At 71.8% G+C, this 14437-nt stretch carries 12 protein-coding genes; 4 read left to right on the top strand and 8 right to left on the bottom strand.

Features of this window, described 5'->3' with window-relative positions; translation table 11 throughout:
- Nucleotides 1-305 precede the first annotated feature (305 nt).
- Nucleotides 306-4559 carry a HAMP domain-containing protein gene (locus tag ACQP17_RS19175; protein WP_433859944.1) on the top strand — a complete coding sequence of 1418 codons (4254 nt, stop codon included), beginning with the start codon at nucleotides 306-308 and terminating at the stop codon, nucleotides 4557-4559.
- Nucleotides 4556-5437 (top strand): response regulator, encoded by an 882-nt coding sequence (locus tag ACQP17_RS19170; RefSeq protein ID WP_433857372.1) that lies wholly within the window; start codon nucleotides 4556-4558, stop codon nucleotides 5435-5437. The genes ACQP17_RS19175 and ACQP17_RS19170 overlap by 4 nt, the downstream gene beginning before the upstream one ends.
- Before the next feature lie 202 nt (nucleotides 5438-5639).
- Here ACQP17_RS19170 and ACQP17_RS19165 read toward each other — a convergent pair whose 3' ends face one another.
- A complete protein-coding gene (locus ACQP17_RS19165) occupies nucleotides 5640-6410 on the bottom strand; it encodes a hypothetical protein (RefSeq protein WP_433857371.1) in 771 nt (256 codons plus the stop codon).
- Nucleotides 6411-6799: 389 nt separating this feature from the next.
- A complete protein-coding gene (locus ACQP17_RS19160; protein ID WP_433857370.1) occupies nucleotides 6800-7213 on the bottom strand; it encodes an ATP-binding protein in 414 nt (137 codons plus the stop codon).
- Between the two features lie 112 nt (nucleotides 7214-7325).
- On the opposite strand from ACQP17_RS19160, the gene ACQP17_RS19155 reads away from it, so the two are divergent.
- Together ACQP17_RS19155 and ACQP17_RS19150 are read left to right on the top strand one after the other, a co-directional pair.
- Entirely contained in the window at nucleotides 7326-8174 is an 849-nt protein-coding gene (locus tag ACQP17_RS19155; protein ID WP_433857369.1) for a helix-turn-helix domain-containing protein, read from the top strand.
- Nucleotides 8171-8383 (top strand): DUF397 domain-containing protein, encoded by a 213-nt coding sequence (locus ACQP17_RS19150; protein ID WP_433857368.1) that lies wholly within the window; start codon nucleotides 8171-8173, stop codon nucleotides 8381-8383. Before ACQP17_RS19155 ends, ACQP17_RS19150 begins: the two co-directional genes overlap by 4 nt.
- A 19-nt stretch (nucleotides 8384-8402) precedes the next feature.
- On the opposite strand, the gene ACQP17_RS19145 is transcribed toward ACQP17_RS19150, so the two are convergent.
- The 6 genes from ACQP17_RS19145 to ACQP17_RS19120 all read right to left on the bottom strand — a co-directional run bounded on the left by ACQP17_RS19145 (nucleotide 8403) and on the right by ACQP17_RS19120 (nucleotide 14388).
- On the bottom strand, nucleotides 8403-8936 hold the full coding sequence (locus ACQP17_RS19145) for a SigE family RNA polymerase sigma factor (RefSeq protein ID WP_433857367.1): 534 nt from the start codon (nucleotides 8934-8936) through the stop codon (nucleotides 8403-8405).
- A 210-nt stretch (nucleotides 8937-9146) separates the two neighbouring features.
- On the bottom strand, nucleotides 9147-10316 hold the full coding sequence (locus tag ACQP17_RS19140) for a lipid-transfer protein (protein WP_433857366.1): 1170 nt from the start codon (nucleotides 10314-10316) through the stop codon (nucleotides 9147-9149).
- Nucleotides 10313-10705 (bottom strand): MaoC family dehydratase, encoded by a 393-nt coding sequence (locus tag ACQP17_RS19135; protein WP_189096846.1) that lies wholly within the window; start codon nucleotides 10703-10705, stop codon nucleotides 10313-10315. Before ACQP17_RS19135 ends, ACQP17_RS19140 begins: the two co-directional genes overlap by 4 nt.
- Nucleotides 10702-12042 (bottom strand): acyl-CoA dehydrogenase family protein, encoded by a 1341-nt coding sequence (locus tag ACQP17_RS19130; RefSeq protein ID WP_433857365.1) that lies wholly within the window; start codon nucleotides 12040-12042, stop codon nucleotides 10702-10704. Before ACQP17_RS19130 ends, ACQP17_RS19135 begins: the two co-directional genes overlap by 4 nt.
- A gap of 1 nt (nucleotide 12043) precedes the next feature.
- Entirely contained in the window at nucleotides 12044-13135 is a 1092-nt protein-coding gene (locus ACQP17_RS19125) for a bifunctional MaoC family dehydratase N-terminal/OB-fold nucleic acid binding domain-containing protein (protein ID WP_433857364.1), read from the bottom strand.
- Nucleotides 13132-14388: an acyl-CoA dehydrogenase family protein gene (locus ACQP17_RS19120; protein WP_433857363.1), complete on the bottom strand. Its 1257-nt coding sequence runs from the start codon at nucleotides 14386-14388 to the stop codon at nucleotides 13132-13134. The genes ACQP17_RS19125 and ACQP17_RS19120 overlap by 4 nt, the downstream gene beginning before the upstream one ends.
- Nucleotides 14389-14437 lie beyond the last annotated feature (49 nt).

The raw sequence follows: 14437 nt of genomic DNA, 5'->3' as shown, positions 1-14437 counted from the left end.
ACGGGCGCTTTATACTATGTCATACCTGCCCAAATTGATCACTCTGCCCGACGGAACCCTCTCTCTACCGATCATCGGCGGGATGGTGTGACATGGCGCTCGACCCGACCCGGCGCGAGGCTGCTCCGCAAGCCGCGGACACCCCTGCGCCCGCCCGGCCCGCGGTGGCCGACGGGAGCGCGCCGGCCACCGCGGACTCCGAGACCCCCCGGTCCCCGGCGACACCCGGGAGCACGCGGCCCGCGGAGCCCCCCGACGACGGGCAGTGGGTACGCACCAGCGAACTGCGGCCGCTGCTCGCGGCGATGAACGCGCTGCGCGACGGGGACTTCACCACCCGTGTTCCCAGCCCGCCCGACGGCGGCTCCCCGGACGGCGTGCTGGCCGACATGATCGGCGTCCTGAACCAGATCATCGCCCGTAACGCCCATCTCTCCTCCGAGCTGCAGCGCGTACGGGGCGAGGTCATCCGGCAGGGTCGGCTGGACGAGCGGATCTCCGCGAGCCCCGGCCAGGGGGCCTGGACGACGAACATCGACGCGGCGAACACCGTGCTGGAGGCGCTGGTGGTCCCGCTCGCCAAGGCCACCCGGGTGCTGGACGCGGTGGCCGACGGCGATCTGACCCAGCGCGTCGATCTGCACGACGGCAACCGCCAGCTCCGCGGCGATCTGCGCCGGCTGGGCAGCGGCGTGAACCGCATGGTCGACCAGCTGTCGCTGTTCACCGGCGAGGTCACCCGGGTCGCCCGCGAGGTGGGCACCGAGGGGCGCCTCGGCGGCCGGGCCAAGGTCCAGGGGCTCTCCGGCGACTGGCTGCACGTGACCGAGGCGGTCAACACCATGGCGTCCCGGCTGACGGCGCAGGTGCGCGACATCGCGGTGGTCACGACGGCGGTGGCCACCGGCGATCTGACCCAGCAGGTGACGGTGGAGGCCACCGGCGAACTGCTGGAACTGAAGCTGACCGTCAACAAGATGGTCGACCAGCTGCGGGCGTTCGCCGACGAGGTCACCCGGGTGGCCCGCGAGGTCGGCACCGAGGGACAGCTCGGCGGCCGCGCGCAGGTCAGGGGCGTCTCCGGGGTCTGGAAGGACCTCACCGACAACGTCAACTTCATGGCGTCCAACCTGACCTGGCAGGTCCGCAACATCGCACAGGTGACGACGGCGGTGGCCACCGGCGACCTGAGTCAGAAGATCACCGTGGACGCCCGGGGCGAGATCCTCGAACTGAAGTCGACGATCAACACCATGGTCGACCAGCTCTCCGCCTTCGCCGACGAGGTCACCCGGGTGGCCCGCGAGGTCGGCACCGAGGGACAGCTCGGCGGCCGCGCGCAGGTCAGAGGCGTTTCCGGGGTCTGGCGTGACCTCACCGAGAGCGTCAACTTCATGGCCGACAACCTGACCTCCCAGGTCCGCAACATCGCCCAGGTCGCCACCGCCGTCGCGGAGGGCGACCTCGGCAAGACGATCACCGTCGAGGCCAAGGGCGAGATCCTCGAACTCAAGACGACGATCAACACCATGGTCGACCAGCTCTCCGCCTTCGCCGACGAGGTCACCCGGGTGGCCCGCGAGGTCGGCACCGAGGGAAACCTCGGCGGTCAGGCGCAGGTCAGGGGCGTCTCCGGGGTCTGGAAGGACCTCACCGACAACGTCAACTTCATGGCGCTCAATCTGACCTCCCAGGTCCGCAACATCGCCCAGGTGACCACCTCGGTGGCCAACGGCGACCTGTCGAAGAAGATCGACGTCGACGCCCGCGGCGAGATCCTGGAGCTGAAGGACACCGTCAACACGATGGTCCAGCAGCTGCGGGCGTTCGCCGACGAGGTCACCCGGGTGGCCCGCGAGGTCGGCACCGAGGGACGGCTCGGCGGCCGCGCGCAGGTGCACGGCGTCTCGGGCGTCTGGGAGAACCTCACCAACAACGTCAACTTCATGGCCGACAACCTGACCTCCCAGGTCCGCAACATCGCCCAGGTCGCCACCGCCGTCGCCAAGGGCGACCTGTCGAAGAAGATCGACGTCGACGCCCGCGGCGAGATCCTCGAACTCAAGACGACGATCAACACCATGGTCGACACCCTGTCCTCGTTCTCGTCCGAGGTGACCCGCGTGGCCCGTGAGGTCGGCAGCGAGGGCCAGTTGGGCGGACAGGCCCGGGTCGAGGGCGTGTACGGCACCTGGAAGCGGCTGACCACCAGCGTCAACGAGCTGGCGCTGAACCTGACGACACAGGTCCGGGCGATCGCCGAGGTGGCCAGCGCCGTCACCCAGGGCGACATGTCCGGCTCGATCACCGTGGACGCCCAGGGCGAGGTCGCCGCCCTGAAGAACAACGTCAACCTGATGGTCGCCAACCTCCGCGAGACCACCCGCGCCAAGGACTGGCTGGAGTCCAACCTGGCCCGTATCGCCAGCCTGATGCAGGGCCACCGCGACCTGGTCGAGGTCGCCGACCTGATCCTGCGCGAGCTGACCCCGCTGGTGAACGCGCAGTTCGGCGCGTTCTTCCTGGCCGAGGCGGGCGCCGAGCCCGGCGAGGGGCTGGAGCTGATCGCCGGCTACGGCACCGGCCAGCCCGAGGGCCGCCGCTCGCTGCCGCGGCTGCGGCTGGGCACCCCCGGCTGGGGCCTGATCACCCAGTCCGCCATGGAGAAGAAGCGCATCGTCGTCGAGGCCGTGCCGCCCGACTACATCACCATCAGCTCCGGACTCGGCGCCGCCGCCCCCGCCAGCATCGTCATCCTCCCGATCCTCTTCGAGGACCAGGTGCTCGGCGTCATCGAGCTGGCGTCGTTCAGCCGGTTCAGCGAGGTCCACCTCGCCTTCATCGACCAGTTCGTGAACACCATCGGCGTCTCGATCAACACCATCATCGCCAACGCCCGGACGGAGTCGCTGCTCTCGGAGTCCCAGCGGCTGACCGCCGAGCTGCGTCAGCGCTCCGACGAACTCCAGCTCACGAACGCCGAGTTGGAGGAGAAGGCGGCGCTGCTGGCCACCTCCTCGCAGTACAAGTCGGAGTTCCTGGCGAACATGTCGCACGAGCTGCGCACCCCGCTGAACTCCCTGCTGGTGCTCTCCCGGCTGCTGGCCGACAACCCCGAGGGCCGGCTGTCCGCGCAGGAGGTGGAGTTCGCCGTCACCATCCACCGCGCGGGCGCCGATCTGCTCCAGCTCATCAACGACATCCTCGATCTGTCGAAGATCGAGGCCGGCCGGATGGACGTCCACCCCAAGACCCTGCCGCTGATCAAGCTCCTCGACTACGTGCGGGCCACCTTCAAACCGCTCACCGTCGACCGCGGACTGACCTTCGACGTCAAGGTCGCCGAAAACGTCCCCAAGGAGCTGTTCTCCGACGAACAGCGCCTCCAGCAGATCCTGCGCAACCTGCTGTCCAACGCCGTGAAGTTCACCTCCTCCGGCAGCGTGGAACTCCTCGTCCAGCGGGTGCCGGGCACGGACTTCGAGGAGGAGTCGCTGCGCACCGCCGACAACGTCATCGCGCTCTCCGTCAAGGACACCGGCATCGGTATCTCGCCGGAGAAACTCGACGCGATCTTCGAGGCGTTCCAGCAGTCCGACGGCACCACCAACCGCAAATACGGCGGCACCGGTCTCGGCCTGTCCATCAGCCGTGACATGGCCGCGCTGCTGGGCGGCCGGATCATCGCCGAGAGCGAGCCGGGCGCCGGTTCGACCTTCACCCTGTACGTGCCCGCGCGCTACACCGGCCCCTCCCCCGCCACGGGCTCCACGGCCGGGCCCGTCACCGCGGAGGGCCCGGCCCCGGCCGGCGTCACCCCGGCGGCCGCCCGGCCCGCGCTGGGCGAGCAGCGCACGTCCGCGCCCGCGGAGCTGGAGGGCGCCCCGCGCGGCGACCTCTTCCGCGGCCAGGAGGACCAGGAACCGGCGGCCCCGGCGCCGGCCCCCGCCGCCGACTCCGAGGGCGACGCCGTGACCTGGCCGGAGACCACCCGCCTCAAGGACTGGCTCAGCGGCCGCCCCGGCGAGGTGCTGGCCGACCGCCGCATCCTCATCGTCGACGACGACATCCGCAACGTCTTCGCCCTCACGCACGTCCTCGGCCGGGTCGGCATCAGCGTGAAGTACGCCGAGAACGGCCGCGAGGGGCTGGAGGTCCTGGACCGGACACCGGATGTCTCGCTGGTGCTGATGGACATCATGATGCCGGAGATGGACGGCTACGAGATGATCGCGGCCATCCGCCAGGCCCCCCGGTTCGCGGACCTCCCGGTCATCGCGCTCACCGCGAAGGCCATGCCGGGCGACCGCGAGAAGGCCATCGAGGGCGGGGCCAACGACTACATCCCCAAGCCGGTGGACGTGGACCGGCTGCTGTCCGTGATCTGCCGCCTCCTGGACCCGGAGGACTGCGATCCGCCGCCGCGCCCCGGGGCCGACGGCGACACGAGCACCGGCGCCGGCCTCGACGCGGGGGCGGGTACCGGCCCCGACGCGGGCCGTGATCCGGACGGGGACACCGGCCAGGACACCGACGGAACGACGGGGGAGCACCCATGACGACCGCTCCGGACACCGCACCCAGCATCCTCATCGTCGACGACATGGAGGAGAACCTCGTCGCGCTGGAAGCCGTACTGGGCTCCCTCACCCAGAAGGTGGTGCGCGCCCGCTCCGGCGAGGAGGCCCTGAAGGCCATGCTCCGCGAGGAATTCGCGGTCGTCCTCATCGATGTGCTGATGCCGGGCATGAACGGCTTCGAGACCGCCGCCAACATCAAGGGCCTGGACCAGACGAAGGACGTCCCGATCATTCTCCTGACCGGCGCCTCCATCGACCCCAACTACGCCTACCGCGGCTACACGGTCGGCGCCGCCGATTTCCTGATCAAGCCGTTCGACCCCTGGCTGCTGCGCACCAAGGTGAACGTCTTCCTCGACCTCTTCCGCAAGAACCGCCAACTCGCTTCCCAGGCCGAGCAGTTGCGGCGCCTGCTGACCTCGGACGAGAACCCCGCGGGCGAGGGGGCGCCACCCCCGCCGCCCATGACGGCACCGATGGGCACGCCCGCCCCCGGGGTCACGACCTCGACACCGGCGGCGCAGGACCACCCGGCCCCGCCCGCATCCGGAAAGGCCGACCAGCCGGCGGCGGCACCGCACCCCGACCTCCCGCCGGACCCGGGCGCCCCCGGGCCCCCGCCGCCCGGCCCGTCCGTACAGCCCGGGAAGCCCGGCGAGCCGCAGCCCGGGAAGCCCGACGAGCCACCGCAGTCCGGGGCCGGCGACGCCTCCCGCCTCGCGGAGATCGCCGGCCAGCTCGCCGAAGTCGAACTCCTCCTGCGCGACGCCAAGGGCGACGACAAGGCCCGCCTCGCCGACCGCATCGCGGAGCTGGAACAGGCGGTGGGCAGGATGATGGTGAACCGGGGGACGTGAGCGGTGCGTTCCTGGCCGCTGTTCCTGACCGCAGGCCCTCGTGCGGCGCGTCACCCGTGTCTTCGGCAGTCGCGGCACCGCCCCGGACCGGGGGCGCGGAAGGCGCGCTCGCACCCGTCGCAGGTCTGGAGCGGGTCCGGGCGGTCCGGCGCCGGAGCGGAGCGGGCGGCGACGGCCGGGAGGGGTGGGGGCAGCCGTTCGCTCAGCCGGTGGGCGAGCAGGGCGGCCGGGTGGTGGAGAGCCGTCGGCAGGTCGCTGACCAGGGCGTTGCGTACGGCGTCCGGGGACGCCCCGCGTGCCAGCCAGACGGCGGCAGCCGGTGCGAGGCGGTCGACGTCCCGGGCGGAGAGCAACAGCCGGGGATCGTCACGGCGCAGCCCGGCCAAGAGGTCACCGGCCGGGGTGCCGTGCGCGGGGGTGCGGGGGCGGGGGAGCCGGGCGCGGGGTGGTGGCGGCTGTGGTGACGGTTGCTGTGGTGGCTGTGGCGCGGTCGGGGCTGCTCGTACGGCCGGGGCGGCCGGCGCCGCCGATACGACCGGTGCCGCCGGTGCGCAGGCAGGCTCCGGGGCCGGCGGGGGAATCGGTGCGGGGGCGGGCCGGTGGGGCGGCGGGGCGGCGGGGCGGTCGCCCGGCGCCGCTTGTCCTCCTCGGCCTCGCCCCGTGCGCGGCGGGCGCGGGTGGCCTCCGGGTTGTTGTACGAGAGCGTGACCGTGACGAGCTGCCCTCCCTCGGTGCGCCGCCGGACCCGTTCGAGGTAGCCGTGCGTCTCCAACTCCCGTAAGGCGGCGGCGATCCGGTCCCGCCCCTCGGGGAAGCGCCTGGCGAGCGTACGGATGTCGACCGGCGCGCCGTCGGGCAGCGACTGGATGTGGGCGGCCAGCCCGATCGCCAGGCCCGACAGCGCGCGGTGCTGGGTCAGGTGGTTGCCGATGATCGTGTAGCCGGGGCGCTGGTACTCGGTGACCTTCTGCACGCCGCGGCCAGGGCTTCGCCGAATCGCGGACCGGGCGGGCGCAGGCGCATTAAACTGCTTCTCAGCCATCTGGAAGGTGTTTCTTCCTCGGTGGTCAGGCCCTCGATCGGGATGCCAGTCCCGGCCGGGGGCCGTCGTGTGTGTACGGGCTTGCGGGGTCCGCAAGGTTCCGGGGTGCTGGTGCCGAGACTGCCTCGAAACAGTCCGCGGAGGCGAATCTTCCGGTGCGGGATCACCCAGGTGGGTGACGACCTTGGCCCCAGGGCCGGTTGGGATGGCTGGGATGGTTTCTCACCTGCGGTAATGAAGTCTTTTACGGCCCGGGGCCCCGGCGCCCCGCGTACCGGCGTCCGGCTTTCCGGGATCCGGTGCACGAGCGGCCGGCCGCCTCACCGCCCCCACATCGGAAGGTCGAATTCCGCCCAGACCGTCTTGCAGGGGAACGGCCCCCGGCACACCCCCCAGCGGTCCGCGAGCGCCTCGACGAGCACCAGCCCGTGCCCCGACTCCCCCACGTGCGCCGCCTGCCGGGCCGGGAGCCGGTCCCCTTGCGCGTCCGTCACCTCAATACGGAGCGTGTCCGCGTCGGACAGCACGGCGAGCCGGAAGTCCCGCCCCGGTACGCACCCGTGCGTGGCGGCGTTCGCGGCCAACTCGGCGATGACCTGAGCCGGTGCCTCGAACGGCAGGCCCCATGCCCGGAGTTCCTCCGTGGCCAGCAGCCGCGCGAGGCGGGCGCCCCGGCGGGTGGCGGACAGCTGGACCCTGAACTGGAGCTTGTACGCGGGGATTTCCTGATTCATATCACTCAGCGTGGTCGCCCGTGCTTACGCTGAAAAGTGATTCGGCCGGTACTCACGGTGACCGTCCTGGTCTTGTCCAGGAGTGTCCCCGCTGTCCAGGAGGTGGGAGCGGATGAATGTTGACGGAGCGGACGAGGCGGGCTGGGATCTCGATCCGGAAGACGAGTCGAGGGCCGTCGTCGAAGCGGTCGGCCGCCAATTGAAACTCTGGCGGCAGGCAAAGGGCATGCGACCTGCGGAGTTCGCAGCGATCATGGGCTACGGCGAGAACTTGATCTACAAGATCGAGCGGGGCGCGCGGATCCCCCGCCCGGAGTTCCTCGACAAGGCGGACGAGGTGCTGGATGCGGGGGGCAAGATCGCCGCGATGAAGACCGACCTGGAACAGGCCAGGTACCCGAAAAAGGTCCGCGATCTGGCCAAGCTGGAGGCAGAGGCCGTCGAACTCGGCGCCTACAGCAACCACAACTTGCATGGGCTGTTGCAGACGAAGGAGTACACGACGGCGCTGTTCGAGATGCGACGGCCCGCTTACTCGCACGACCAGGTGGAGCGACTGGTAGCCGCCCGCGTCGCCCGAGAGGCGATTTTCGAGCGCTCACCGGCACCATCGCTCACATTCGTCCAAGAAGAGGTGACGCTCTGCCGCCCGGTCGGGGGGAGAATGGTTCTGCGTCGGCAGCTCGAACGCCTGTTGGAGGTAGGGAAGTTACGGAACGTCGAAATCCAGGTGATGCCGACCGACCGTGACGACCACGCCGGGATGGGTGGTCGGATCCAGATCCTGAAGTTCGGGGACGGCTCAGCGGTGGGGCGCGACGAAGGCCAAGCCACCAACGGGCCGATCAGCGACCCGAAAGAGATCCGGATCCTTGAGCTGCGCTATGGCATCATCCGTGCCCAGGCTCTCACGCCCCGGGAGTCACTGGCCTTCATCGAAAATGCGCTGGGAGAGACATGACCCTCAAGCCCTCTACGGGAAACGATTCTGATCTGGCGTGGTTCAAGAGCAGCTACAGCGACAGCAACGAGCGTGACGACTGCATCGAGGTCGCCACCGCCCCCGACACCATCCGCATCCGCGACTCCAAGAACCCCCACGGACCGCAGCTGCGCGTCCAGCCGGGCACGTGGTCCGACTTCCTGGCGTACGCCGCCGACGAGGGCTGAGGCTCGCGGTCGCGGGTGGTCAGGCGATCATCCCCAGTTCCGGGTCCTCCCGGAGCTTGGCCAGGGCGCGGGAGACGGCGCTCTTGACCGTGCCGATCGAGACCTCCATGACCTCGGCGGTCTGGGCCTCGCTGAGGTCCTCGTAATACCTGAGTACGACCATGGCCCGCTGGCGGGGCGGCAGTCGCAGCACGGCGCGCCACATCGCATCGCGCAGGCCCTGGAGCTCGGCCGGGTCGGGTGCCGGCAGCGGGTCCGGCTCCGGCAGCTCGTCGACGGCGAACTCCTCCACCTTGCGCTTGCGCCACTGGGAGGTGCGGGTGTTGATCAGCGCGCGGCGGACGTAGCCGTCCAGTGCGCGGTGGTCCTCGATGCGCTCCCAGGCCACGAAGGTCTTGGTGAGCGCGGTCTGGAGGAGATCCTCGGCGTCGTTCGGGTTGCCGGACATCGACCGCGCAGCGCGCAGCAGGACCGGCCCCCGGGCCCGTACATAGGACGAGAACGTCGGGAAGACAGCGGCGGTTGAGGCGCTTCTGCACACTGGCGTGGTCATGTGAACCACGCTAGAAGCGAGGGTGGGGCCTGGGGATCGGCCCCAGGTGCCGAAGCGCCATCCGCCTCAAGTTGTACGGGTGGCCCCCGCCGCACCTCCTTTGGGGGGACGGGGCGGGGCGCCCTCCCCCAAGGGGACCCCGACCCGCGACGCCCGCCGCTACCGTCCCGCGCTTCGCGTAAGGCGTCGGCTCCGTGCCCGGGACGGTGATCAGGAGCCGTCCGCGCCGAGGACCAGCCCGGAGGTGGGCACCCCGGTCCCCGCCGTGACCAGGACGTGCGCGGGGGCGGCGGACTGGTTGACGGAGGTGCCGCGCAGCTGGCGGACGGCCTCGGCGATGCCGTTCATGCCGTGCAGATAGGCCTCGCCGAGCTGGCCACCGTGGGTGTTGAGGGGCAGGGCGTCCGCGGCGACGAAGTCGGCGGCCTCACCGGGGGCGCAGAAGCCGAACTCCTCCAGCTGCATGAGCACGAAGGGGGTGAAGTGGTCGTAGAGGATCGCCAGGTCGATGTCGGCCGGGGAGAGCCCGGAGGTGCGCCAGAGCTGGCGGGCGACCACCCGCGTCTCCGGGAGGCCGGTCAGCGCGTCGCGGTAGAAGCTGGTCATCTGCTCCTGGGCGCGGCCCGCGCCCTGCGCGGCGGCCGTGATCAGCGCCGGCGGGTGCGGCAGCGTACGGGCCCGCTCGGGCGAGGTCACCACGATCGCCTGGGCGCCGTCCGTCTCCTGGCAGCAGTCCAGCAGCCGCAGCGGCTCCACGATCCAGCGGGAGGCGGCGTGGTCGGCGAGGGTGATCGGCCTCCCGTGGAAGTAGGCGGCCGGGTTGGTGGCGGCGTGGCGGCGGCCGGTGACCGCGACATGGCCGAAGGCGTCCGGCGTCAGCCCGTAGGTGTGGAGGTAGCGCTGTGCGGCCATGGCGACCCAGGAGGCGGGGGTGAGCAGGCCGAAGGGGAGGTTCCAGCCGAGCGCCGCGCCCTCCGCGGAGGGTTCCCGCTGCTGGACGCCGGAGCCGAAGCGGCGGCCGGAGCGCTCGTTGAACGCCCGGTAGCAGACGACGACTTCGGCGAGCCCGGTGGCGACCGCCAGGGCCGCCTGCTGGACGGTGGCGCAGGCCGCGCCGCCCCCGTAGTGGACGCGGGAGAAGAAGGACAGTTCGCCGATGCCGGCCGCCTGCGCGACGGTGATCTCGGGGTTGGTGTCCATGGTGAAGGTGACCATGCCGTCGACGTCCCCGGGTGTCAGCCCGGCGTCGTCGAGGGCGGCCCGGACCGCCTCCACGGCGAGCTTCAGTTCGCTGCGGCCGGAGTCCTTGGAGAACTCGGTGGCCCCGATACCGGCGATCGCGGCCCGGCCGCCCAGGGAGTCGCGGCGGTGGATGCTCATTCCGTGCCCTCCGGGAGGCTCACCGTCACGGTGCCGGTGACGTGGTGGCCGAGGCCGTTCGCCCCGACCACCCGCACCACGGCCGTGCCGTCCGCCACCTCGGTGACGGTGCCGCGCAACACCATGGTGTCCCCGGGGTAGTTGGGTGCGCCCAGCCGGATGGCGACCTTGCGCAGCACGCAGCGTGGCCCGAAGTGGTCGGTGAGGTAGCGGCCGACCAGCCCGTTGGTGGTCAGGATGTTCATGAAGATGTCCGGGGAGCCCTTCTCCGCGGCCGCCTCGGTGTCGTGGTGCACGTCCTGGTAGTCACGGGAGGCGAGTGCGCCGGCCACGATCAGGGTGCGGGTGATCGGGACGGTGAGTTCCGGAAGCTCGTCACCGGCTTTCATGAGGCGGCCTCCTCGTGCCGGGGGTGCGGATCCCGCGCGTTCGGTACGGCCTCTGCGGCCTGAGCCGCCTGTGCCGCCTGTGCTCCCCGCGGGTCCCGTGTGGTGAGCAACCGGCCCAGTTCCTCCAGCACTTCGGCGCCCGAGCCCAGGTAGGCGGCCAGTTGGCGGCCCCACAGAAAGTGCCGGTGGACGGGGTGTTCCAGATCGGCGCCGATGCCGCCGTGCAGATGCTGGCCGGTGTGTACGACACGGGTGCCCGCCTCGGCGGCCCACCAGGCGGCGGTCAGCGCCTGCTCCCCGGCGTCCAGACCCGCGTCCCGGCGCCAGGCCGCCTCGTAGGCGGTCAGCCGGATGGCCTCGGTGTCCATGTGGGCGTCGGCGGCGCGCAGCTGAACGCCCTGGTGGGTGCAGAGCGGCCGGCCGAACTGCTCCCGCGTCAGGGTGTGGGACACCGCACGGGCCAGCGCCCCGGCACAGACCCCGGCCTGCAGACCCGCGAAGGCGGTACGGGCGGTGGCCAGGACATCGGCGTACGGGTGGAGGGCGGACCGCCGGGGCGCGGAGGCGTCCGGACCCAGCCGTTCGGCGGGGGCGTCGTCGAGCGTGAGCCGGCCCGCCGACCAGGGGGCGGTGGTCTCGACCGGGTCCCGTCGTACCCCGGGGGCGTCGGTGCGCAGCAGCCACAGTGTCTGCGTCACCCCGTCCGGTACCAGCACATGGGTGGCCTCGCGCAGCCACGGAACCACGGGGACGCAGCCGGTCAGCCGCGCCCTGCCGTCCGTCCTGCGGGGCTCGTCCGCCGGCCGGGGACCGTCCGGCCTCGCGGGTCCTTCCGGCCTCGCGGTCGCTGTCGTTCCGGCGGTTCCTTCCGGCCTCGCGGTTACTCGCGCTCCCGCAGGTCCTTCCGGCCTCGCGGTTGTTGGCATTCCCGCGGTTCCTTCCGGCCTGCGGGGCGCGTCCGGCCAGGCCCGTACGCCGCCCGGCCGGGCCGGGAACGCCCCGGTGGCGACCGCCGTGCCGTCCCCGAGCGCCGGCAGCAGCCGTGCCCGCTGGTCCGCGTCGCCGTGCGCACCGATCGCCAGCAGCCCGTAGACACAGCTCGCGGCGAACGGCACCTGCGCCGTCGTCCGGCCCTGCTCCTCCAGCATCAGGACCAGCCCGAGCAGCCCGGTCTCCGCCACCGCGCCCGGCAGCCCGGCCGAGCACAGCTCCTTCCAGAGGGCGGTGTCCGTCTCCGCGCCGCGGTCGGCGAGGCGCTCGGGGGTGGACAGGTCGCCGAAGATCTCCGCGGCCAGCTCACGGGCCGCCGTCTGCTCCGGTGTGGGCGTGAAGTCCATGTCACCCCTCACCCCCCGCCGTCGCCCGGAAGACCGGCAGCTCGAACTCCTCGTCCACCCGCTCGAAGGCGAGCCGGACGGGCATGCCGATGCGCACCCGGTCGTGCGGGACGCCGACGATGTTGCTGACCATCCGTACCCCTTCCGCGAGTTCGATCAGTCCGACCGCGTAGGGCGGGTCGAAGGCGGGGAAGGGCGGGTGGTGCAGCACGACGTAGGAGAAGACCGTGCCCGCACCGCTCGCCTCGACGGTGTCCCACTCCGGCGACCCGCACCGCGAGCACCCCGGCAGCCAGGGGAAACGCAGCGTCCGGCACCCCGTGCACCGCTGGATCAGCAGCCGGTGCGCGGCGACGCCCGCCCAGAATCCGGCGTTGTCGCGGTTGATGACCGGGCGGGGGCGGCGCGGGGCGGCCGGAGCTGGCGCGGCGGGTGAGGCGGGCGGGGCGGGCGGCTCCGGTTTCCGGTCCTCCTGGGCGTGCGCGTCCTGAGCGTGCTTGTCCTGGGCGTGCTTGTCCTGGGCGTGCTTGTCCTGCAGGGCGGGCGGGGTCTGCCGGGCGTGCGGGGCGTACTTGAGGATCCGGAAGCGGTGCGTCCCCGCGAGTTCCCCGCCCGCCCGCACGTCCATCCGCGTCGTGACGAAGTGCCCGGCCCCCAGCTTGGTCGTCTTGCGCTCCGACACGGTCTCGATCACCGCGTCGAAGGTGATCTCGTCGCCCGGCCGCAGCGGCCGCAGATACTCCTGCTCGCAGTCGGTGGCGACGACCGAGGTGTACCCGGCTCCGTCCAGCAGCGCGAAAAGCGCGTCGAACGCGCCCGAGCGGTCCGTGTGGCCGGCGAGGCCGCCCATCGTCCAGGCCTGCAGCATCGTCGGCGGAGCGATGGCGTCCGGTCCCCGGTAGGCCGGGTTGGCGTCGCCCATCGCCTCACACCAGTGCCTGATCATCGGCGCGTTGACCGGGTCCTTGCCGACCGCCGCGGTCGCGGCCGGACGCCCCTCGAAGGCCTTGAGCCGTGCGTGAGGCAGGGGCGTCTCCGGGGGCCGGGCGGTGCGCGCCGCCGGCGCCGGCTCCTCCTGGGCCACTTCGCTCATCGCCGCCCCCTCCGCATCCCCAGTCGCATCGTCGCGACGATCTCCCGCTGGACCTCGCTCACCCCGCCCCCGAACGTGTTGATCTGGGCCGCCCGGTTCATCCGCTCCAGTTCGCCGTCCCCGAAGGCGCCCGGAGATCCGGCCCGCACCAGGGCGGCGTCCCCGGCCACCTCCTGGCACATCCGGTAGACCTCGACAGCGCTCTCCGTCCCGGCGAACTTCACCCCGGCGGCGTCTCCGGGGCTGAGCGTCCCGGCACCCACATCCCCGACCAGCCGCCAGTTCAGCAGCCGGGTCGCGGCCAGCCGGGCGTGCGCCTCGGCGAGCCGGGAGCGTACCCAGGGCCGGTCCGCGGGCCGCTCGCCGGTCTCCTGATCCGGCGTACGGGCATACGCCAGCGCCGCGTCGAAGGAGTCCTCGGCCTGCATCCCGAGGGCGGCCAGCGCGACGCGTTCATGGTTGAGCTGGTTGGTGATCAGCTGCCAGCCGCCGTTCTCCTCGCCGACGAGATTCCCGGCCGGGACGCGGATGCCGTCGTAGTACGTGGCGGTGGTCATCAGCCCGCCGACCGTCTCGATCGGCGTCCAGGAGAAGCCGGGTGCGTCGGTGGGCACGAGGAGGAGGGAGATGCCCCGGTGCTTGGGCGCCTCGGGGTCGGTGCGACAGGCCAGCCAGATCCAGTCGGCCCGGTGGGCGTTGCTGGTGAAGCTCTTGGCGCCGTTGATCAGCCAGTGCGCGTCCTCGGCGGCGCCCGGGCCGGGCTCGGCACACGCCGCGTCAGGGGCGGCGCCCGCTCCGCCGTCGGAACGGACCCCGCCTTCGGGAGGCACTCCACCCGGCCGCCTTTCCGCGCGGGTGCGGAGTGCGGCGAGGTCGGTCCCGGCCCCGGGCTCCGTATAGCCGATCGCGAAGACCAGCTCGCCACGGAGGATCCGCGGCAGGAAGTAGTCCCTCTGCTGCGGGGTGCCGTACTTCATCAGGGTCGGGCCGACGGTGTTGAGGGTGACCATCGAGACCGGCGCGCCCGCGCGATACGCCTCGTCGAAGAACACGAACTGCTCGTCGGGCCCGCGGCCCTGCCCTCCGTAGGCCGTCGGCCAGCCCAGCCCCAGCATGCCGTCCGCACCGATCCGGCGCAGCACCGCGCGCTGCTCGTCCTCCTCCTCGACCGGCCCGTTCGGCAACAACTCCCTGAAGTAGGAACGCAGTTGGCTGCGCAATTGTTCCTGGCGGGCAGTGGGGGCGAGGTGCACGTCGGCGGCCTCCCCTTCTGAGGGCCGTACGCCCGGTACACGGGGGCCG

The sequence above is a fragment of the Streptomyces kronopolitis genome, from assembly GCF_050953795.1.
In the GTDB taxonomy this organism is placed as follows: Bacteria; Actinomycetota; Actinomycetes; order Streptomycetales; family Streptomycetaceae; genus Streptomyces; species Streptomyces kronopolitis_A.
This window is presented reverse-complemented; position numbering and strand designations above follow the sequence as displayed.